At 72.3% G+C, this 15,090-nt stretch carries 14 protein-coding genes; 9 read left to right on the forward strand and 5 right to left on the reverse strand.

What is annotated here, in order from left to right; genetic code table 11:
- The first annotated feature begins 129 nt into the window (after positions 1-129).
- The gene (locus ACZ7LV_RS00075) at positions 130-1,470 is read left to right on the forward strand and encodes a wax ester/triacylglycerol synthase family O-acyltransferase (RefSeq protein ID WP_471934518.1); all 1,341 of its coding nucleotides are present in this window, start codon (positions 130-132) and stop codon (positions 1,468-1,470) included.
- Positions 1,471-1,574: 104 nt separating this feature from the next.
- The gene (locus ACZ7LV_RS00080; protein WP_471934519.1) at positions 1,575-3,068 is read left to right on the forward strand and encodes an SDR family NAD(P)-dependent oxidoreductase; all 1,494 of its coding nucleotides are present in this window, start codon (positions 1,575-1,577) and stop codon (positions 3,066-3,068) included.
- Between the two features lie 6 nt (positions 3,069-3,074).
- On the opposite strand, the gene ACZ7LV_RS00085 is transcribed toward ACZ7LV_RS00080, so the two are convergent.
- Positions 3,075-3,248 carry a hypothetical protein gene (locus ACZ7LV_RS00085; RefSeq protein ID WP_471934520.1) on the reverse strand — a complete coding sequence of 58 codons (174 nt, stop codon included), beginning with the start codon at positions 3,246-3,248 and terminating at the stop codon, positions 3,075-3,077.
- A gap of 122 nt (positions 3,249-3,370) precedes the next feature.
- Complete coding sequence (locus ACZ7LV_RS00090) at positions 3,371-3,931, reverse strand: HD domain-containing protein (RefSeq protein WP_471934521.1); 561 nt, start codon at positions 3,929-3,931, stop codon at positions 3,371-3,373.
- Positions 3,932-4,411: 480 nt separating this feature from the next.
- On the opposite strand from ACZ7LV_RS00090, the gene ACZ7LV_RS00095 reads away from it, so the two are divergent.
- The gene (locus ACZ7LV_RS00095) at positions 4,412-4,585 is read left to right on the forward strand and encodes a hypothetical protein (RefSeq protein WP_401666613.1); all 174 of its coding nucleotides are present in this window, start codon (positions 4,412-4,414) and stop codon (positions 4,583-4,585) included.
- A 54-nt stretch (positions 4,586-4,639) separates the two neighbouring features.
- On the forward strand, positions 4,640-5,122 hold the full coding sequence (locus ACZ7LV_RS00100; protein ID WP_401666615.1) for a GNAT family N-acetyltransferase: 483 nt from the start codon (positions 4,640-4,642) through the stop codon (positions 5,120-5,122).
- Here ACZ7LV_RS00100 and ACZ7LV_RS00105 read toward each other — a convergent pair.
- The 3 genes from ACZ7LV_RS00105 to ACZ7LV_RS00115 form a co-directional block, all read right to left on the reverse strand.
- Positions 5,119-6,525, reverse strand: coding sequence for an amidase (locus ACZ7LV_RS00105; RefSeq protein WP_471934522.1), 1,407 nt, complete (start codon positions 6,523-6,525; stop codon positions 5,119-5,121). The two genes, ACZ7LV_RS00100 and ACZ7LV_RS00105, sit on opposite strands and share 4 nt — an antisense overlap.
- A 118-nt stretch (positions 6,526-6,643) precedes the next feature.
- Positions 6,644-7,180, reverse strand: coding sequence for a GNAT family N-acetyltransferase (locus ACZ7LV_RS00110; RefSeq protein WP_471934523.1), 537 nt, complete (start codon positions 7,178-7,180; stop codon positions 6,644-6,646).
- 215 nt (positions 7,181-7,395) lie between these two features.
- A complete protein-coding gene (locus tag ACZ7LV_RS00115; protein WP_471934524.1) occupies positions 7,396-8,439 on the reverse strand; it encodes a LacI family DNA-binding transcriptional regulator in 1,044 nt (347 codons plus the stop codon).
- A gap of 238 nt (positions 8,440-8,677) precedes the next feature.
- Here ACZ7LV_RS00115 and ACZ7LV_RS00120 point away from each other — a divergent pair, with 238 nt between their 5' ends.
- From ACZ7LV_RS00120 to ACZ7LV_RS00140, 5 genes are read left to right on the forward strand one after another with little or no spacing between them, the layout of a single operon-like run.
- Positions 8,678-9,967, forward strand: coding sequence for an ABC transporter substrate-binding protein (locus tag ACZ7LV_RS00120; protein WP_471934525.1), 1,290 nt, complete (start codon positions 8,678-8,680; stop codon positions 9,965-9,967).
- Between the two features lie 6 nt (positions 9,968-9,973).
- Entirely contained in the window at positions 9,974-10,861 is an 888-nt protein-coding gene (locus ACZ7LV_RS00125) for a carbohydrate ABC transporter permease (RefSeq protein WP_471934526.1), read from the forward strand.
- Entirely contained in the window at positions 10,858-11,709 is an 852-nt protein-coding gene (locus ACZ7LV_RS00130; RefSeq protein ID WP_471934527.1) for a carbohydrate ABC transporter permease, read from the forward strand. Before ACZ7LV_RS00125 ends, ACZ7LV_RS00130 begins: the two co-directional genes overlap by 4 nt.
- 35 nt (positions 11,710-11,744) lie before the next feature.
- Positions 11,745-13,049, forward strand: coding sequence for a glycoside hydrolase 5 family protein (locus ACZ7LV_RS00135; RefSeq protein ID WP_471934528.1), 1,305 nt, complete (start codon positions 11,745-11,747; stop codon positions 13,047-13,049).
- On the forward strand, positions 13,046-15,061 hold the full coding sequence (locus ACZ7LV_RS00140) for an endo-beta-N-acetylglucosaminidase (RefSeq protein WP_471934529.1): 2,016 nt from the start codon (positions 13,046-13,048) through the stop codon (positions 15,059-15,061). Before ACZ7LV_RS00135 ends, ACZ7LV_RS00140 begins: the two co-directional genes overlap by 4 nt.
- The last annotated feature ends 29 nt before the right edge of the window (positions 15,062-15,090 follow it).

The raw sequence follows: 15,090 nt of genomic DNA on the forward strand, positions 1-15,090 counted from the left end.
GTCCCACAGCCCTTTCCCGGGTCGCGGGATTAATCTGTTGTTAACTGTGCGTAGCCTGATCGTACTTGACCGTAATCGCGCGTGGGCGATTGACTGCTGGCCCACCCGTCGTCGACGCGAGGCACCCCATTGACCACTGACGACCTGCTCGCCCCCCTCGACCTGGCGTTCTGGAACATCGAGTCGGACCGGCACCCCATGCACCTGGGGGCGCTCGGTGTCTTCGCGTCCCATTCGCCCGCCGCCGGCGCCCACGCCGCCGACCTGCTGGCCGCACGCGCCGCCGCCGTGCCCGGGCTGCGGATGCGGATCCGCAACGTGTGGCGGCCGCCGGCCCTGCGGCATCCGCTGGCCTTCGGCGGCGCCGCGCGGGAGCCCGCGCCGGACTTCGACCCACTCGACCACGTCCGGCTGCACGCCCCGACGAGCGACTTCCAGGCGGTGGCCGGACGGCTGATGGAGCGTCCGCTGGAGCGCGGCCGGCCGCCGTGGGAGGCGCACGTGCTGCCGGGGGCGGACGGCGTGTCCTTCGCCGTGCTCTTCAAGTTCCACCACGCCCTCGCGGACGGTCTGCGCGCGCTGACCCTGGCGGCGGCGATCCTGGACCCCACGGACCTGCACACCTCCCGCCCCCGCCCGGCGGAGCCACCCCGCCGCCTCGTCCCCGACGTGCGCAGACTGCCCGACGTGGTGCGCGGCGCCCTCTCCGACGTGGGCCGCGCCCTGGACATCGGCGCCTCCGTCGCCCTGTCCACCCTCGGGGTGCGCTCCTCGCCGGCGCTGGCCTGCGATCCCTCCGGCACCCGCCGTACCGCCGGAGTGGTCCTCGACATCGACGACGTGCACCGCGTCCGCAAGGCCGCCGGCGGCACCGTCAACGACGTCCTGATCGCCGTCGTCGCGGGTGCCCTGCGCCGCTGGCTCGACGAGCGCGGCGACGGCAGCGACGGCGTGGCGCCGCGCGCCCTGATCCCCGTCTCCAAGCGTCGCCCGCGCACCGCGCACCCACAGGGCAACCGGCTCTCGGGGTACTTGATACGGCTTCCGGTCGACGATCCCGACCCGCGCGGCCGCCTCGACGCGGTCCGCACGGCCATGGACCGCAACAAGGACGCCGGCCCCAACCGGGGCGCGGGCGCCGTCGCGCTGCTCGCCGACCACGTCCCGGCGCTCGGCCACCGGCTGGGCGGGCCGCTGGTCAGCCAGGCCGCGCGGCTCTGGTTCGACATCCTGGTCACGAGCGTCCCGCTGCCCGGCCTCGGCCTGAAGCTGGGCGGGAACGCGCTCACGGAGGTGTTCCCCTTCGCCCCGCTGGCCGCCGGGCAGTCCCTCGCCGTCGCCGTCTCGACGTACCGGGGCCGGGTCCACTACGGCCTCGTCGCCGACGCGGCGGCCGTACCGGACCTGGACCGGCTCGCCCAGGCGGTGACCGACGAACTGGCGTCGCTGATCAAGGCCTGTGCGCCGTGATCATGACGGGTTTGGCGGTGCGGCCCGGCGCTCCGTAAAATCTGCCGTTCGAATGCGGGCGCGACCGGAGCGCCGCGACGGCAGATCCAGGAACGGCAGCGGCGATGACGGTGACAGAGGACGGCTCGGCGATCACGGACGAGATCGTGTACGGGCCCGGCATCGACCCGGAGCGACTCGCCGTGTGCCTGAGCGTGCTGGAGGAGCTCGACGAGCTGGACGTCGACCACCCCGACGCGATCCTGGTGCGCCGGGCCACCTCGCACATCTACCGCACCGTCAAGCAGCGCCGTCGGCAGGAGCGCCGGGCCGCCAAGACCGCCCACGACAAGGCGGTCACGGAGGCCACGGCGACCGGCTCCGCCGAGCGCATCGACGACGAGACCGAGGGCCTGCTGCCCTCGTCCCGGACCGCCGAGGGCCAGATCGCGGGGATACTCCAGCGCCCGCGCTCCTGCTACACCTGCAAGCAGCGCTACGTCGAGGTCGACTACTTCTACCACCAGCTCTGTCAGGACTGCGCCGCGGTGAACCGCACCAAGCGCGACGTCCGGGCCGACCTCACCGGCAAGCGCGCGCTGCTCACCGGCGGCCGCGCCAAGATCGGCATGTACATCGCGCTGCGGCTGCTGCGCGACGGCGCGCACACGACGATCACCACGCGCTTCCCCAAGGACGCCATCCGCCGCTTCAAGGCGATGGACGACTCGGGGGAGTGGATGCACCGCCTGGAAGTCGTCGGCATCGACCTGCGCGACCCGGCGCAGGCCGTGGCACTCGCCGACCAGGTCGCCGAGGCGGGCCCCCTCGACATCCTGATCAACAACGCGACGCAGACCGTGCGCCGCCTGCCGTCCGCCTACGCCGCGCTGGTCGAGGGCGAGAGCGCTCCGCTGCCCGCCGGTGAGCTGCCCGCCCACCAGGTCATCGGCGCCTTCAACTCCGGCGCGGTCGACGGACTGGCCGCGCTGCCGGTCGGCATCAGCGGCCTCGACGCGCAGCAGGTCGCCGACCTCGCCCTCGTGGCCGGCAACGCCAGCGTCGCCCGGCACCTCGACGGCACCGCCATCGACGCGGGCGGACTCGTCCCCGACGTCGTCGACAGCAACACCTGGGTGCAGACCATCGAGCAGATCTCCCCGGTGGAGCTGCTGGAGACCCAGCTGTGCAACTACACGGCGCCGTTCATCCTGATCAGCAAGCTCCGGCCGGTCATGGCCGAGGCCGCGAGGCGGGCGGCGAGCGGGCGGGCCTACGTCGTGAACGTCTCCGCGATGGAAGGCGTCTTCGGCCGCGGCTACAAGGGCGCCGGCCACCCCAACACCAACGCCGCCAAGGCCGCCATGAACATGGTCACGCGGACCAGCGCGCAGGAGATGTTCGACACCGACGGCATCCTGATGACTTCGGTCGACACCGGCTGGATCACCGACGAGCGACCGCACTACGACAAGCTGCGCATGGCCGAGGCCGGGTTCCACGCCCCGCTCGACCTGATCGACGGCGCGGCCCGCGTCTACGACCCGGTGGTGCGGGGCGAGGCGGGCGAGGACCTGTTCGGCGTCTTCCTGAAGGACTACGAGCCCGGCAAGTGGTGAGACCGCTCACCACTCGCTGCGGGCGTTGTCCACGAGGTCCATCCAGGCGATGCCCATCAGCAGTGCGGCGACGCCGACCAGCAGGGCGCTCACCGCGAGGGCGAAGTACAGGACGGTGCGGGACAGGCCCCCGAGATCCGGGGTGCGCCGGGGGCGCGCGGGCGGAGTGACGTCGCTCATGGGTGCCACCTTCCTCACGGTGGCCTGCCGAGAGTCCCGACCCGGCTGCCGGGGCGCGCCGGCCGACAGGCCCCACGCTCATGATCCCACCGGCCCGCCGGGCCCGCACCCAGCCGGCGGTCTCAGTCCACCGCGCCGAGGCGTGAGTGCCGGGAGGCGACCAGTTCCAGGACCGTGCGCCAGTCCTCCATGACCCCGGCGTCGAGGCCGACGACCTTGCCCGCGTCGTCCGCCTGGCGCAGGGTGACGGCGTCCTCGGCGAGGGGATCCTGGGCGAACGCGGCGGCCTCGGCCGGGCTCATCGTGCCGCCCTGCAGTGACAGGGTCAGCGCGCTCTGCGGGGACAGACCGCGCTCCGGGGCGACGGCGGCCAGATAGCGCTTGGCCGGGACGTGCAGCTGCACGAGACGGGCGACCCGTTCCCCGAGCAGGGGCCGCACGACGTCCGCGGCGTGGTCCGCGTGCCCGGCGTCGTCGCCGGGCCGCAGCAGGTGGCCGATGTCGTGCACCAGGCCCGCGACCTGGAGCTCCTTGTCGGCGGGGTGGCTCCTGCGCAGCAGCGCGGCCGTCTGCAGCGCGTGGTCGTGCAGGTCGACCGGGTCGCCGGTGCGGTCCGGGGTGTCCCAGGCGCCGCGACAGGCGCGCAGCAGATCCATCAGTTCTTCGACACCGCGCAGTTCCATGTGCGTCACTCCTCCCGCCGGTCAGGCCGTGTCCGGGCGTCAGCAGAGCATGGTCGGCTTGCGAATCGGCCAACGGCACCTGAACTGCGTGGCTCCCCGACGTCCGCCCCTCGCGGGCCTGTTCGCCCGGGTAGGCCGCTCGGGTGAGTCCGTATGGGCACATTTCTTTATAAAGGGGCCCAAAATTCGCCAGTTCGAGCACGGGATGACGCAGGAACGTTACCCGTAGTTTTCAGCCCCATCGAGCATGCCCCCGCTCATTTGGTTAATCTGTTCCGGACGGACAGCAGCAACGGGTCCCTACCCACACCCATCGTCCGTCCCGGGACAAGCCGGTGCACAACGGCGTGCTCTCACGCGAGTTACCGACGCCACCGCGTCCAACTGCAACATGGCAGACCCGAACGGGCGTCGGGCAGCGGACCGCACGCAGGCCGCCGGCGCGCCCCCGCGGGTGACCCGACACATAAGGAGTGCGCGGTGACACCGGAGAAGACGAATCGCGAACAGCGCCCCAAGGAACGCGCGGAGCGCGCGGGCCGCCGGCCGGGCGAGATCGGCAGCCTCGACGTGTGGGCCCGGTCCGCCCCGATCCGCCTGGCGGGCTACGAGGACGACCTCGCCGAGCCGCACATCCTGCCCAGCGTGGACTGACGGGCAGGAGTCCTTCGCGATCGCCGACCGCATGGGCGTGCCAGACTCACGCCCATGCTGATCAGGGAAGCCACCGCCGCGGACTGGCCGCACATCTGGCCGTTCTGGCACCGCATCGTCGCCGCCGCCGAGACATACGCCTGGGACCCGGACACCACCGAGGACGCGGCCCGAGCCCTGTGGATGAACCCGGCCAAACGCGTCTACGTCGCCCAGGACGACGACGGAAGCGTCATCGGCTCCGCCTACCTCACCGCCAACTACAGCGGCCCCGCCGCCCGGATCGCCAACGCCGGCTTCATGGTCGATCCCGACCAGGCCGGGCGCGGCATCGGCCGGGCCCTCGCCGAGCACATCCTGACCCAGGCCAAGGCCCACGGCTACCGGGCCATGGTGTTCAACGCGGTCGTCGAGACCAACCCGGCCGTCCAGCTGTGGACCTCGCTCGGCTTCACCGTCCTCGGCACGGTGCCGGACGCGTTCGACCACCCCCGGCACGGCAGGGTCGGCCTGCACATCATGCACCGGACCCTCTAGCTCCGGGCCCTGCGGCTCTCCGAGTCGACGGGCGCCGTCCGCCGCCAGGGTCGCGCCGCCTCCAACTGGCCCGCCAACTCCAGCAGTTCCCCCTCCGCCCCCGGCCGCCCCACGAGCTGTACGGCACAGGGGGCGCCCGACGGCAGGGTGCCGAACGGCACCGCCATCGCCGGCCATCCGGTCAGGTTCCACGGGGGAGTCATCGGCGAGTAGTGCGTGTTGGCGGCCATGTTGCGCAGCCAGCCCCGCTCGTGCCAGGGCCCCGCCTTGGGCGAGCGGTGCGCCAGCGCGGGCGTGAGCAGTACGTCGTGCTCGGCGAAGAACGGCTCCAGGCGCCGGCGCAGTGCCTCCCGGCTCGTGCCGGTACGGACCCGGCGCTCGAACCGCCGCCCGACCGCCGCGTGCACGCGGGTGCGCCGCGTCAGCAGCCGCGGGTCCAGCCCCCGGGCGTCGACCGAGGTCCCCGCGGTCCAGTGGGTGAGGGAGGTGAGGCTCAGCGACACGGGATAGGGCGGATCGGCGCGCCGCACCTGGTGGCCGGCCCTCATGAGCAGCCCGGCGGCCTCCCGGGCGGCGTCCTGGTAGGGCCTCGCGACGGTGACTCCCACGATCGGGCTGCGTAGGGAGACGGCGACCGTGCGGGTGCCGGGCGCGGGCCGGCCCGCGGCGTCGCCGCCGGCGAGGACGGAGAGCATCAGCCGGACGTCCTCGACGGTCGTCGCGAGGGGGCCGTTCTCCGACATGCCGAACCAGTCGCCCTCGCCGATGCCCGCCGGGACCACCCCGAGGCCGGGCTTGAGGGTGACGAGCCCGCAGTTGGCCGCGGGGATGCGCAGGGAGCCCATGCCGTCGTTGCCGAGGGCGAGCGGCACCATGCCCGCCGCCACGGCGGCCGCGCCGCCACCGGAGGAGCCGCCCGCCGAACGGGTCAGGTCCCAGGGGTTGCGGGCGGTGCCGTGCACCCCGTCGGTCGTACCGAACACGCACAGCTCCGGCACATTGGTCAGCCCCACCACCACCGCACCGGCGGCCCGCAGCCGGGCGACGGTCTCATGGTCCTGCCCGGCCGGCGTGTCCGGCGTCGCCGCCGAACCGACCCGCGTGCTCTCGCCGCGCACCGCCAGATTGTCCTTGACGGCCACGGGCACGCCCGCGAGCGGCAGTTCCGCCAGATCGGCGCGCGCCGCGACCTCGTCGGCCTCGGCGAGCGCCTGCGCGGCCCGGACGGCGCGGAAGGCTCCGATCCGGCCGTCCAGCCGCTGGATCCGCGCCAGATGCGCGGCCACCACCTCCCGCGGCGTGACCTTCCTGCCCCGCACGGCGGCGGCGATCTCGGCTGCGGTCCCTCCGAACCCGTCGGTCACGGGCACTCCTTCGTCCTGGGCCAGGGGTACGCCCGACATCCTCGCAGGGCCGCCGCGTCCACGCAGGGCGCTGTTGAACGGGATCTGTCCGACTGCTCCCCGATCCGGGCATCCCGTGACCTGCCCTGGCACAGAGAGTCCGGGCCCGGAGGGCGGGTCAGAGGCGCTTGCGATACCAGCGCTCCGCGTACGTGGCGTGGTTGTGCGGTGTGGCCCGTTCGTAGCCGCTGCGCTCGTAGAGCGAGCACGCCTCCGCCAGGTCGCTGCGGGTGTCGAGCAGCATGGCGCCGGCACCGAGCGAGCGCGCCGCGTCCTCGGCGGCCGCGAGGAGGACCGTGCCGCCGCCGGTGCCGCGTGCTTCCTTGCGCACGAAGACCCGCTTGAGCTCGGCGGCCGGTCCCCCTGGCTCTCCCTGTGCCGCACTGTCGCTGTCGAGGAGACGCACCCCGGCCGTGCCCGCGGGCTCACCCCGGTGCCGGCCGAGCAGGAGCACCCCGGAGGGCGGCGTGAGCACGGCGTGGTCGTTGGACGCGACGACTTCGCGCTCCAGCTCGTCGGCAGGGGTGTCCCGCCCCTCGTGCACCTGGAACCAGCGGTCGCTCACCTCCGTGTAGTACGCGCGCCACAGGGCGAGTGCGACGGGGGAGTCGGAGGGTTCAGGACAGACGGTCCAGGCATCGGTCATGGCGGCCATTCTCGGACGACGGCAACCGCGCGCCGCAAGCGGATTTCGATCGACCGCCGCAACACCTGCACGTGGCCTCATTCGCCTTCATACGCGGCTGGGCGCCGATCGTCCGCCGGTGTCCGACGAAACCGAGGGCGCGCCGGAGCGACGGGCCTTCACCCGGCCGGCGACCACCGACGTGGAAGCGCGGCACTCACACAGGGTCCGCTGAGCCTCGTCCGTCACACCCGGCTCGGCGCCGTGCTGTCTCGTTCGATCAGGCGTGGTACCGGCACCTGTACGGTCCTGGCCGGGCCGCCGTCCAGCAGTGACGTCAGTTCCTGCGCGGCGGTCCGGCCGAACTCCACCGTGTCGCGGGAGAGCGCCGACAGCCAGGGTGTGACCATGCGGCACAGCGCGGAGTCCTCCCACGCCACGACCGAGACGTCGGCCGGCACCCGGAAGCCCAGTTCCGCCGCGGCCGCCACCCCGGCGACGGCCATCACGTCGTTGTCGTAGATCAGGGCGGTCGGGGGAGCGTCGCCGGACAGCACCCGCCGGGTCACGGCGGCGCCCTCCGCGTCGGAGTAGTCGGTCGTCACCGACCGCACCTCGGTCAGCCCGCGCCGCCCGGCCTCCGCGCGCAGCGTACGGATCCGGCGTTCGGTGTGCGCGAGCCCCGCGAGACCGGCGATGTGGACGACCCGCCGGTGACCGAGGGCGTGCAGTTCGCCGACGACGGCGGCCATGGCGCCCCCGTCGTCCGCCCACACCGTGGACATGCCGGGGTGGCGCTCCTCCGGCGCGCCGCCGATCACCACGGCGGGCAGGCCGAGTTCGTCGAGGAGTCCGGGCCGGGGATCGTCCGTGCGCGGGTCGACGACGAGGACGCCGTCCACCCGGTGCTCGGCCCACCAGCGCCGGTACACCGCGCACTCGTCGGCCACGTCCTCGGCGACCTGGAACAGCAGTCCGAGGTGACGCTCCGCCAGCACCTCCTGGATGCCCGAGACCAGTTGGAGGAAGAACGAGTCCACGCCCAGCGTGTGCGCGGGCCGCGCGAGCACGAGGCCGACCGTGGCCGCGCCCTCGCCGGACAGCGCGCGGGCCGCCGTGCTGGGCCGCCACCCCAACTGCTCCGCCACCCGCCGGACCCGTGCCCGGGTGGCCTCCGAGACCCCGGGCCGGTCGTTGAGCGCGAACGACACCGCACTCTCGGAGACCCCGGCGCGCCGCGCGATGTCCTTCATCGTCGGCCGGCGCGCGGGAGACCGCTTGCCCGTCAATCCCGCCTCCCCATGCGATCGCTCAAGGACTAATGCGCTTCAGCACCGGTCCGATCGCCGCACTCTAAAGCGCATTAGCAAGGAGCCGCAAGAGTCTGCTCCCAACTCCCTGACCTGCGGCCATGCTCGACTAATGACTTTAGCTGAGCCGAATCCATTGACTTCCCTCCGAGTTGACGTGCAGGGTCTGCCCCGGCGCCATTTCCCGCTCACTTCGTCGTAAAGGAGCCCGGTCACCGTGCGCATCTCCCGCAGAACCCTCGCCGCCGCTGCCGCCGTCGTCGTCGCCCTGCCGCTCAGTGCCTGCGGCGGCGGGGGCGACGGCGGATCGGCCGACGCCTCCGGCAAGGTCGAGGGCGACATCACCTTCCAGACCTGGAACCTCCGGGCCAACTTCAAGCCGTACTTCGAGGACCTGATCGCCGAGTTCGAGAAGCAGCACCCCGGCACGGACGTGAAGTGGGTCGACCAGCCCGCCGAGGGCTACGCCGACAAGATCAGTGCCGACGCGGCCGGCGGCACCCTGCCCGACGTCGTCAACGTCTCGCCCGACCTCGTCGCACCGCTCGCCAAGGCCGGGCTGGCACTGGATCTCGACAAGGCCGCCGGACAGTACGAGAAGGAGTACCTGCCGGGCGCCTGGGCCGGTCACCAGGTGCCGGGCATGAACGGCACGTACGCCTTCCCCTGGTACCTCAACACCGGGCCGCTGTTCTACAACAAGTCCCTCTTCGAGAAGGCGGGACTCGACCCCGAGCAGCCGCCGAAGACGTACGACGAACTCTTCACGGAGGGACTGCGGATCGCCGAGAAGACCGACGGCGAGGTCGCCACCCTCGCCAATGTGCCCACCGTCGAGGACTTCGGCCGCTACGGCGTCCCCCTCATGAACGAGGAGGGCACCGGGTTCACCTTCAACGACGCCAAGGGCGTCGAACTGCTCACCCGGTACAAGGAGCTCTACGACGCCAAGGCGCTCGATCCGCAGGCGCTCACCGCCACGCCCGAGTCCTCCGGCAAGAAGTTCCTCACCGGCGCCGTCGCCATGAACCCCGGCAGCGCCCTCGACCTCGGCAACTTCAAGAAGCAGGCGCCGAACCTGTACAAGAACATCGGCATCACCGACCAGATCACCAGCACCGGCCACGTCAACATGTACGTGATGGGCGTGATGGTCAACGCGCAGACCCCGCGCAAGCCCGCCGCCGTCGCCTTCGCCCACTTCGTCACCGACGCCGCGCACCAGATGTCGTTCGCGAAGCAGGTCGCGATCTTCCCCAGCACCGCCGGCTCGCTCGACGACCCCTACTTCACCAAGGAGGACGGCACCGACGAGACCCGGGTGCGGGTGGCCGCCGCCCAGTCGCTGAAGACCGCCGTCAACTACACGCCGGTGCTGTTCAGCGAGCAGATGAAGACCGAGCTGCGCAACGCCGTCGCCCGGGCGCTGCAGGGCAAGGAGACTCCGCGGGAGGCCCTCGACAACGCTGTCAAGGCCTGTGATCGGCTGCTCCAGCAGCAGGGCTGAGACACCGTGAACGGCTCCCCTCGCATCCGGCGCCACCCACCGGCCGGCCCCTGGCTGTTCGCCGCACCCGGGCTGCTGGTCGTCTGCGCCTTCGTGCTCTACCCCTTCGTCTCCACCGTGGTGAACGCCTTCACCGACCGGCGGACCCTGGTCCCCGGCGAGTTCGTCGGCCTCGCCAACTTCCGCGAGCTCCTCCAGGACGACATGTTCTGGATCGGGCTGCGCAACAGCACGCTGTACGTTCTCGGCGTCGTGCCCGCCCTGGTGATCCTGCCGTTGCTGCTCGCGCTGCTGGTGCAGAAGAACATCCCCGGCATCACGTTCTTCCGCTCCGCCTTCTACACCCCGGTCGTCGCCTCGATCGTCGTGGTCGGTCTGATCTGGGTGTGGCTGCTCGACGAACGCGGCCTGGTGAACGCGCTGCTGGAGACCGTCGGCGCCGGCGGGGTCGGATTCCTCAGCGACCAGTGGCTGCTCCTGCTGAGCGCCATGACCGTCACGGTCTGGAAAGGGCTCGGCTACTACATGATCATTTATCTGGCCGCGCTCGCCAACGTGCCGCGTGAACTGCACGAGGCGGCCGCCGTCGACGGCGCGGGACCGGTGCGCCGGTTCCTCGCGGTCACCGTGCCCGCCGTCCGGTCCACGATGGTGCTGGTCGCGGCACTCTCCTCGGTCGCCGCCTTCAAGGTGTTCTCCGAGGTCTATCTGCTGGCCGGCCCGAGCGGCGGCCCCGCGGGCGAGGACACCACGCTCGTGATGCTCGTGCAGCGCACCGGCACCGGCCTGTCCGGCCGGGTCGGGTACGCGTCGGCCATCTCCGTCGTCGTCTTCGTGGTGACGGTGGCGCTGATGCTGCTGGTGCTGCGGGCCGACCGCAGGGAGGACACATGAGCGTCAGCGACGAGCACGGACGGCGGATCCGCGCCGGGGAGCTGATCCTGCGCTATCTGCTCCTGCTGGGGGTACTGGCCCTGACCGTGGGGCCGTTCCTGTGGCAGCTGTCGACCTCGCTCAAGGGGCCGACCGAGGACATCTTCAGCTCCCCGCCGAAGTTCCTGCCGGGCGATCCGACACTGCACAACTACGAACGGGTCGCCGAGACCATCCCCGTGTGGGACTACGCCCTGAACTCGCTAAAGGTCGCCACCGCCAACGTCGTGACCAACTGCGTCGGTTCGGCCCTCGCCGGCTACGCCCTGGCCCGGCTGCGCTACCGGGGCCGCCGGGCGGCGACGCTCGCCTTCGTGCTCGCCATGCTCGTACCGGTGGAGGGCATCATCATCGCCCAGTTCACCACCATGCGGGAACTGGGCCTGAACAACACCCTGGTGGGCGTGGTCCTGCCGGGCTGCGTCAGCGCGCTGAACGTGCTGCTGATGCGCAACGCCTTCCTCAACCTCCCGTACGAGATCGAGGACGCCGCGTTCGTCGACGGTGCCAACGTCTGGCAACGGTTCTGGCGGATCGCGCTGCCGTCGGTCAAGGGCACCCTCGCGGTCGTCGCGATCTTCGCCTTCATGGGCGCCTGGGACGACTTCCTGTGGCCGCTGATCGTGCTCAGCGACCCGTCCAGGTTCACGCTGACCATCGGCCTCAACTATCTGCACGGCACCTTCGCCAACGACGAACGGCTCGTCGCCGCGGGCACGATCATCGCCGTGGCGCCGCTGATCGCCCTCTTCGCCTGCCTCCAGCGGTACTTCTTCCGCGGGGTCGGCGAGGGCGCCGTCAAGGGCTGACCTCCTCCGTACGCACCACGACCACCGGGACCTCCATGTCTTCTGCCGTGCGCTTCGGCGTCAACTACACCCCCAGCGAAGGGTGGTTCCACCACTGGCTCGACTTCGACCTGGACTCCGTGCGCGCCGACCTCGACTCGATCGCCGCCCTCGGACTCGATCACGTACGGGTCTTCCCGCTGTGGCCGTACTTCCAGCCCAACCGCACCCTCATCCGGCCGCGGGCCGTCGAGCAGCTCGTCGCCCTCGTGGACGCCGCGGCCGAACGCGGGCTCGACGTCAACGTGGACGGCTTGCAGGGCCACTTGAGCAGCTTCGACTACCTGCCGGCCTGGACCCGGACCTGGCACCGCAGGAACCTGTTCACCGACCCGGACGTGATCGACGGCCAGGCGGCCTATCTGCGTACCCTGGCCGCGGCCCTCGACGACCGGCCCAACTTCCTCGGCCTCACGCTCGGCAACGAGGTCAACCAGTTCTCCGCGGGACCGCATCCCGACCCCGACCGGGCGACCGAGGCGCAGATCGACGCATGGCTGACGCGGATGCTGGCCGCGTGTGCGCAGGGTGCCCCCGGCAAGGCGCATCTGCACGCCGAGTACGACGCCACCTGGTACCAGGACGACCAGCCGTTCACACCGGCCCAGGCCGCGCGGCGCGGCGCGATGACGGCCGTGCACTCCTGGGTGTTCAACGGCACCGCCCAGCGGCACGGGCGCGCCTCCGTGCCGAGCGAGCACCACGCCGCCTATCTGATCGAGCTCAGCAAGGCCTGGGCCGACGACCCGCACCGGCCCGTCTGGCTCCAGGAGGTCGGCGCGCCCGCGCCGCTCGTCCCGGCCGAGCACGCGGCCGCCTTCACCGGGGCGACGGTGGAGCACGCCCTGGACTGCCCCGGCCTGTGGGGCATCACCTGGTGGTGCTCCCACGACGTCTCCCGCGAACTCGCCGACTTCCCCGAACTCGAATACGGACTCGGTCTGCTGACCAACGACCGCCGCCCCAAGGAGAGCGCGCTGGTGCTGGCCCGCGCGGCCCGTGAGCAGACCAGGGCCGCCCCGGCGCCGCGCACCACGGCACTCGCCGTACCCGCCGATCCGGCTGTCCGCTCCTGGTGCGCACCCGGCGGCCCCGTCTTCGACGCGTTCTTCCGGCTGGTCGCCGACGGAGCCCGCCCCACCACCGTCCTCGACAGCCGTGCGCACGACGAGGACCATCTCGCCGCGCGCGGCATCACCGAGGTCGTCACGCCCGACCAGGTACTCCCCGTCCCGCGAGGAACCCGGGAAACCCTCGGAGCCCCCGGAGCCCTCGGAACCCAAGGAGGCACCCGCTCGTGAACCCCACCAGACGCACCGTCCTGCTCGCCGGCGCCACCGCCGCCCTGCTCCCGTCGCTGCCCGCGACGGCCGCCCCGCGGCCCGCGGCGGCGGCGCTCCAGCCGTACGCCTCGTACTGGTACCCGGACTCGCTGCCCTCCGGCGGCCCGGGCGCCGGCATCACCTGGCGCAGCCTCAAGGCCTGGCGCGCCGCCGACGACGCCGACCTCGCCCTCAACGCCGCCTCGGTGCCCCTCGCCCCGCGCTTCACCCCGACCCCGGCGAACGCCACCGCCCGCCCGGGGCAGGCCCGTATCCAGTCGCTGGTGTCCTTCGGGCCGACGGCGGGCAACCCCTCCCAGGGCTCCGCCACCGCCGACTACTACGCGCTCACCCACTGGGCGTACATCGACGAACTGGTCTTCTGGGGCGGATCGTCGGGCGAGGGGCTGATCCTCGCCCCGAACGCGCCGATCGTGGACGCCGCCCACCGGCACGGCGTACGGGTCCTCGGCAACGTCTTCCTGCCGCCGGTCGCCTACGGCGGGCAGTTGCGGTGGACGCGGGACCTCGTGCAGAAGGACGCCGCCGGGCGGTATCCGCTCGCCGCCCAACTGGTGGCGGTGGCGGCCGCGTACGGCTTCGACGGCTGGTTCGTCAACGCCGAGACCGGCGGCGGTGACGCGGCACTCGGCGCGGACATGCAGGGGTTCCTTCGGGAGCTGAAGTCGCTCTCGGCCGCCCGCGGGCAGCGGGTGACCTGGTACGACTCGATGACCGTGAACGGCGGCGTCAGCTGGCAGGGGGCGCTCAACGCGCAGAACCAGCCCTTCTTCCAGGCCGCCGACAGCATGTTCCTCGACTTCCGCTGGTCGGCGGCGACACTGGCCTCCTCCGGGCAGCGCGCGCAGCAACTGGGGCGCAGCCGGTACGAGTTGTGGGCGGGCGTCGACGTCGAGTCGAACGGCTGGAACACGAGCGTCGCCTGGGACGCCCTCGTGCCGACGGCCGCCCCGCACGTCACCTCGGTCGGCTTCTACCGGCCCGAGTGGACCCGCCACCAGCTCCCGGCGGACGGGCGGACCCCCGCGGCCTTCCACGCGGCCGACGACCGCTTCTGGACCGGGCGTTCGCTGGACCCCTCGCGGCCCGACGGCACGGACCGGTGGCGGGCACCCGCGGTGACGGTGGCGGACCGGTCCACGGTCACCTCGATGCCGTTCGCGACCGTCTTCAACACCGGCCACGGCCTGCGGTGGTTCGAGAACGGCGAGGTCACCTCGGACACGCCGTGGAACCACCTCGGGTTGCAGGACCGCCTGCCGTCACGGCGCTGGACGGTGCGCACCGCGGGCGCCCGGCCCACCGTGAACTTCGACTTCGCGCAGGCCTGGTCCGGCGGCAGCAGCGTGCTCGTGGACGGCGCGCCCGACGCACCCGTGGTCCTCGACCTGTACGCGACCCGGCTCCCGGTCAGCGGCGAGACCGTCGTCGAGCTCACGCACCGGGCCGACACCGGCTCCGTGCGGGTCGAACTGGCCGTCGCCACCGCCGAACCCGGCACTGCGGGGGCGGCACCCCCGTACACCTACTTCCCGGTGAACTCGTCCGGCGCCTGGCAGACCACGGCCGTACGGCTCACCGGGCTGTCCGGCACCGTCCGCGCCCTCGGCGTACGCCTCACGCCCACCACCCCCGGCACTCCCGTGCGCTGGCGCCTGGGCCGTCTCGCCGTGCGCGCGGACCAGCCTGACCCGGCTCCCGCCGCGCCCACCGCGTTCCGCGTCACCGCCGCTTCCGGCGGCGACCTGCGTCTGGCCTGGCAGCCGGCGCCCGGCGAGGTCCGCCACCACACCCTCCACCGCGTCCTGCCCGACGGCACCCGGCGTTTCCTCGGCGGCACCTGCCAGCGCGCCTGGTTCGCCGGCGGACTGCGCCCCGAGCAGGGCGAGCAAGTGGCACGGTTCGAACTGCGCGCAGTAGGGGAGCTGTACACCTCGTCGGACCCCGTCACCGTGAACCACACCTGGTAACCCCTCGCACAGCTACGGAGCACCCCGCC

This window comes from Streptomyces sp. NPDC107562, assembly GCF_055657325.1.

Bases quoted from the DNA above. Each gene is read 5' to 3' on its own strand.
- ACZ7LV_RS00085 (WP_471934520.1), bottom strand. From the start codon at position 3,248: ATGAGCGACGTCACTCCGCCCGCGCGCCCCCGGCGCACCCCGGATCTC.
- ACZ7LV_RS00100 (WP_401666615.1), top strand. From the start codon at position 4,640: ATGCTGATCAGGGAAGCCACCGCCGCGGACTGGCCGCACATCTGGCCG.
- ACZ7LV_RS00130 (WP_471934527.1), top strand. From the start codon at position 10,858: ATGAGCGTCAGCGACGAGCACGGACGGCGGATCCGCGCCGGGGAGCTG.
- ACZ7LV_RS00090 (WP_471934521.1), bottom strand. From the start codon at position 3,931: ATGGAACTGCGCGGTGTCGAAGAACTGATGGATCTGCTGCGCGCCTGT.
- ACZ7LV_RS00080 (WP_471934519.1), top strand. From the start codon at position 1,575: ATGACGGTGACAGAGGACGGCTCGGCGATCACGGACGAGATCGTGTAC.
- ACZ7LV_RS00110 (WP_471934523.1), bottom strand. From the start codon at position 7,180: ATGGCCGCCATGACCGATGCCTGGACCGTCTGTCCTGAACCCTCCGAC.
- ACZ7LV_RS00135 (WP_471934528.1), top strand. From the start codon at position 11,745: ATGTCTTCTGCCGTGCGCTTCGGCGTCAACTACACCCCCAGCGAAGGG.
- ACZ7LV_RS00105 (WP_471934522.1), bottom strand. From the start codon at position 6,525: ATGTCGGGCGTACCCCTGGCCCAGGACGAAGGAGTGCCCGTGACCGAC.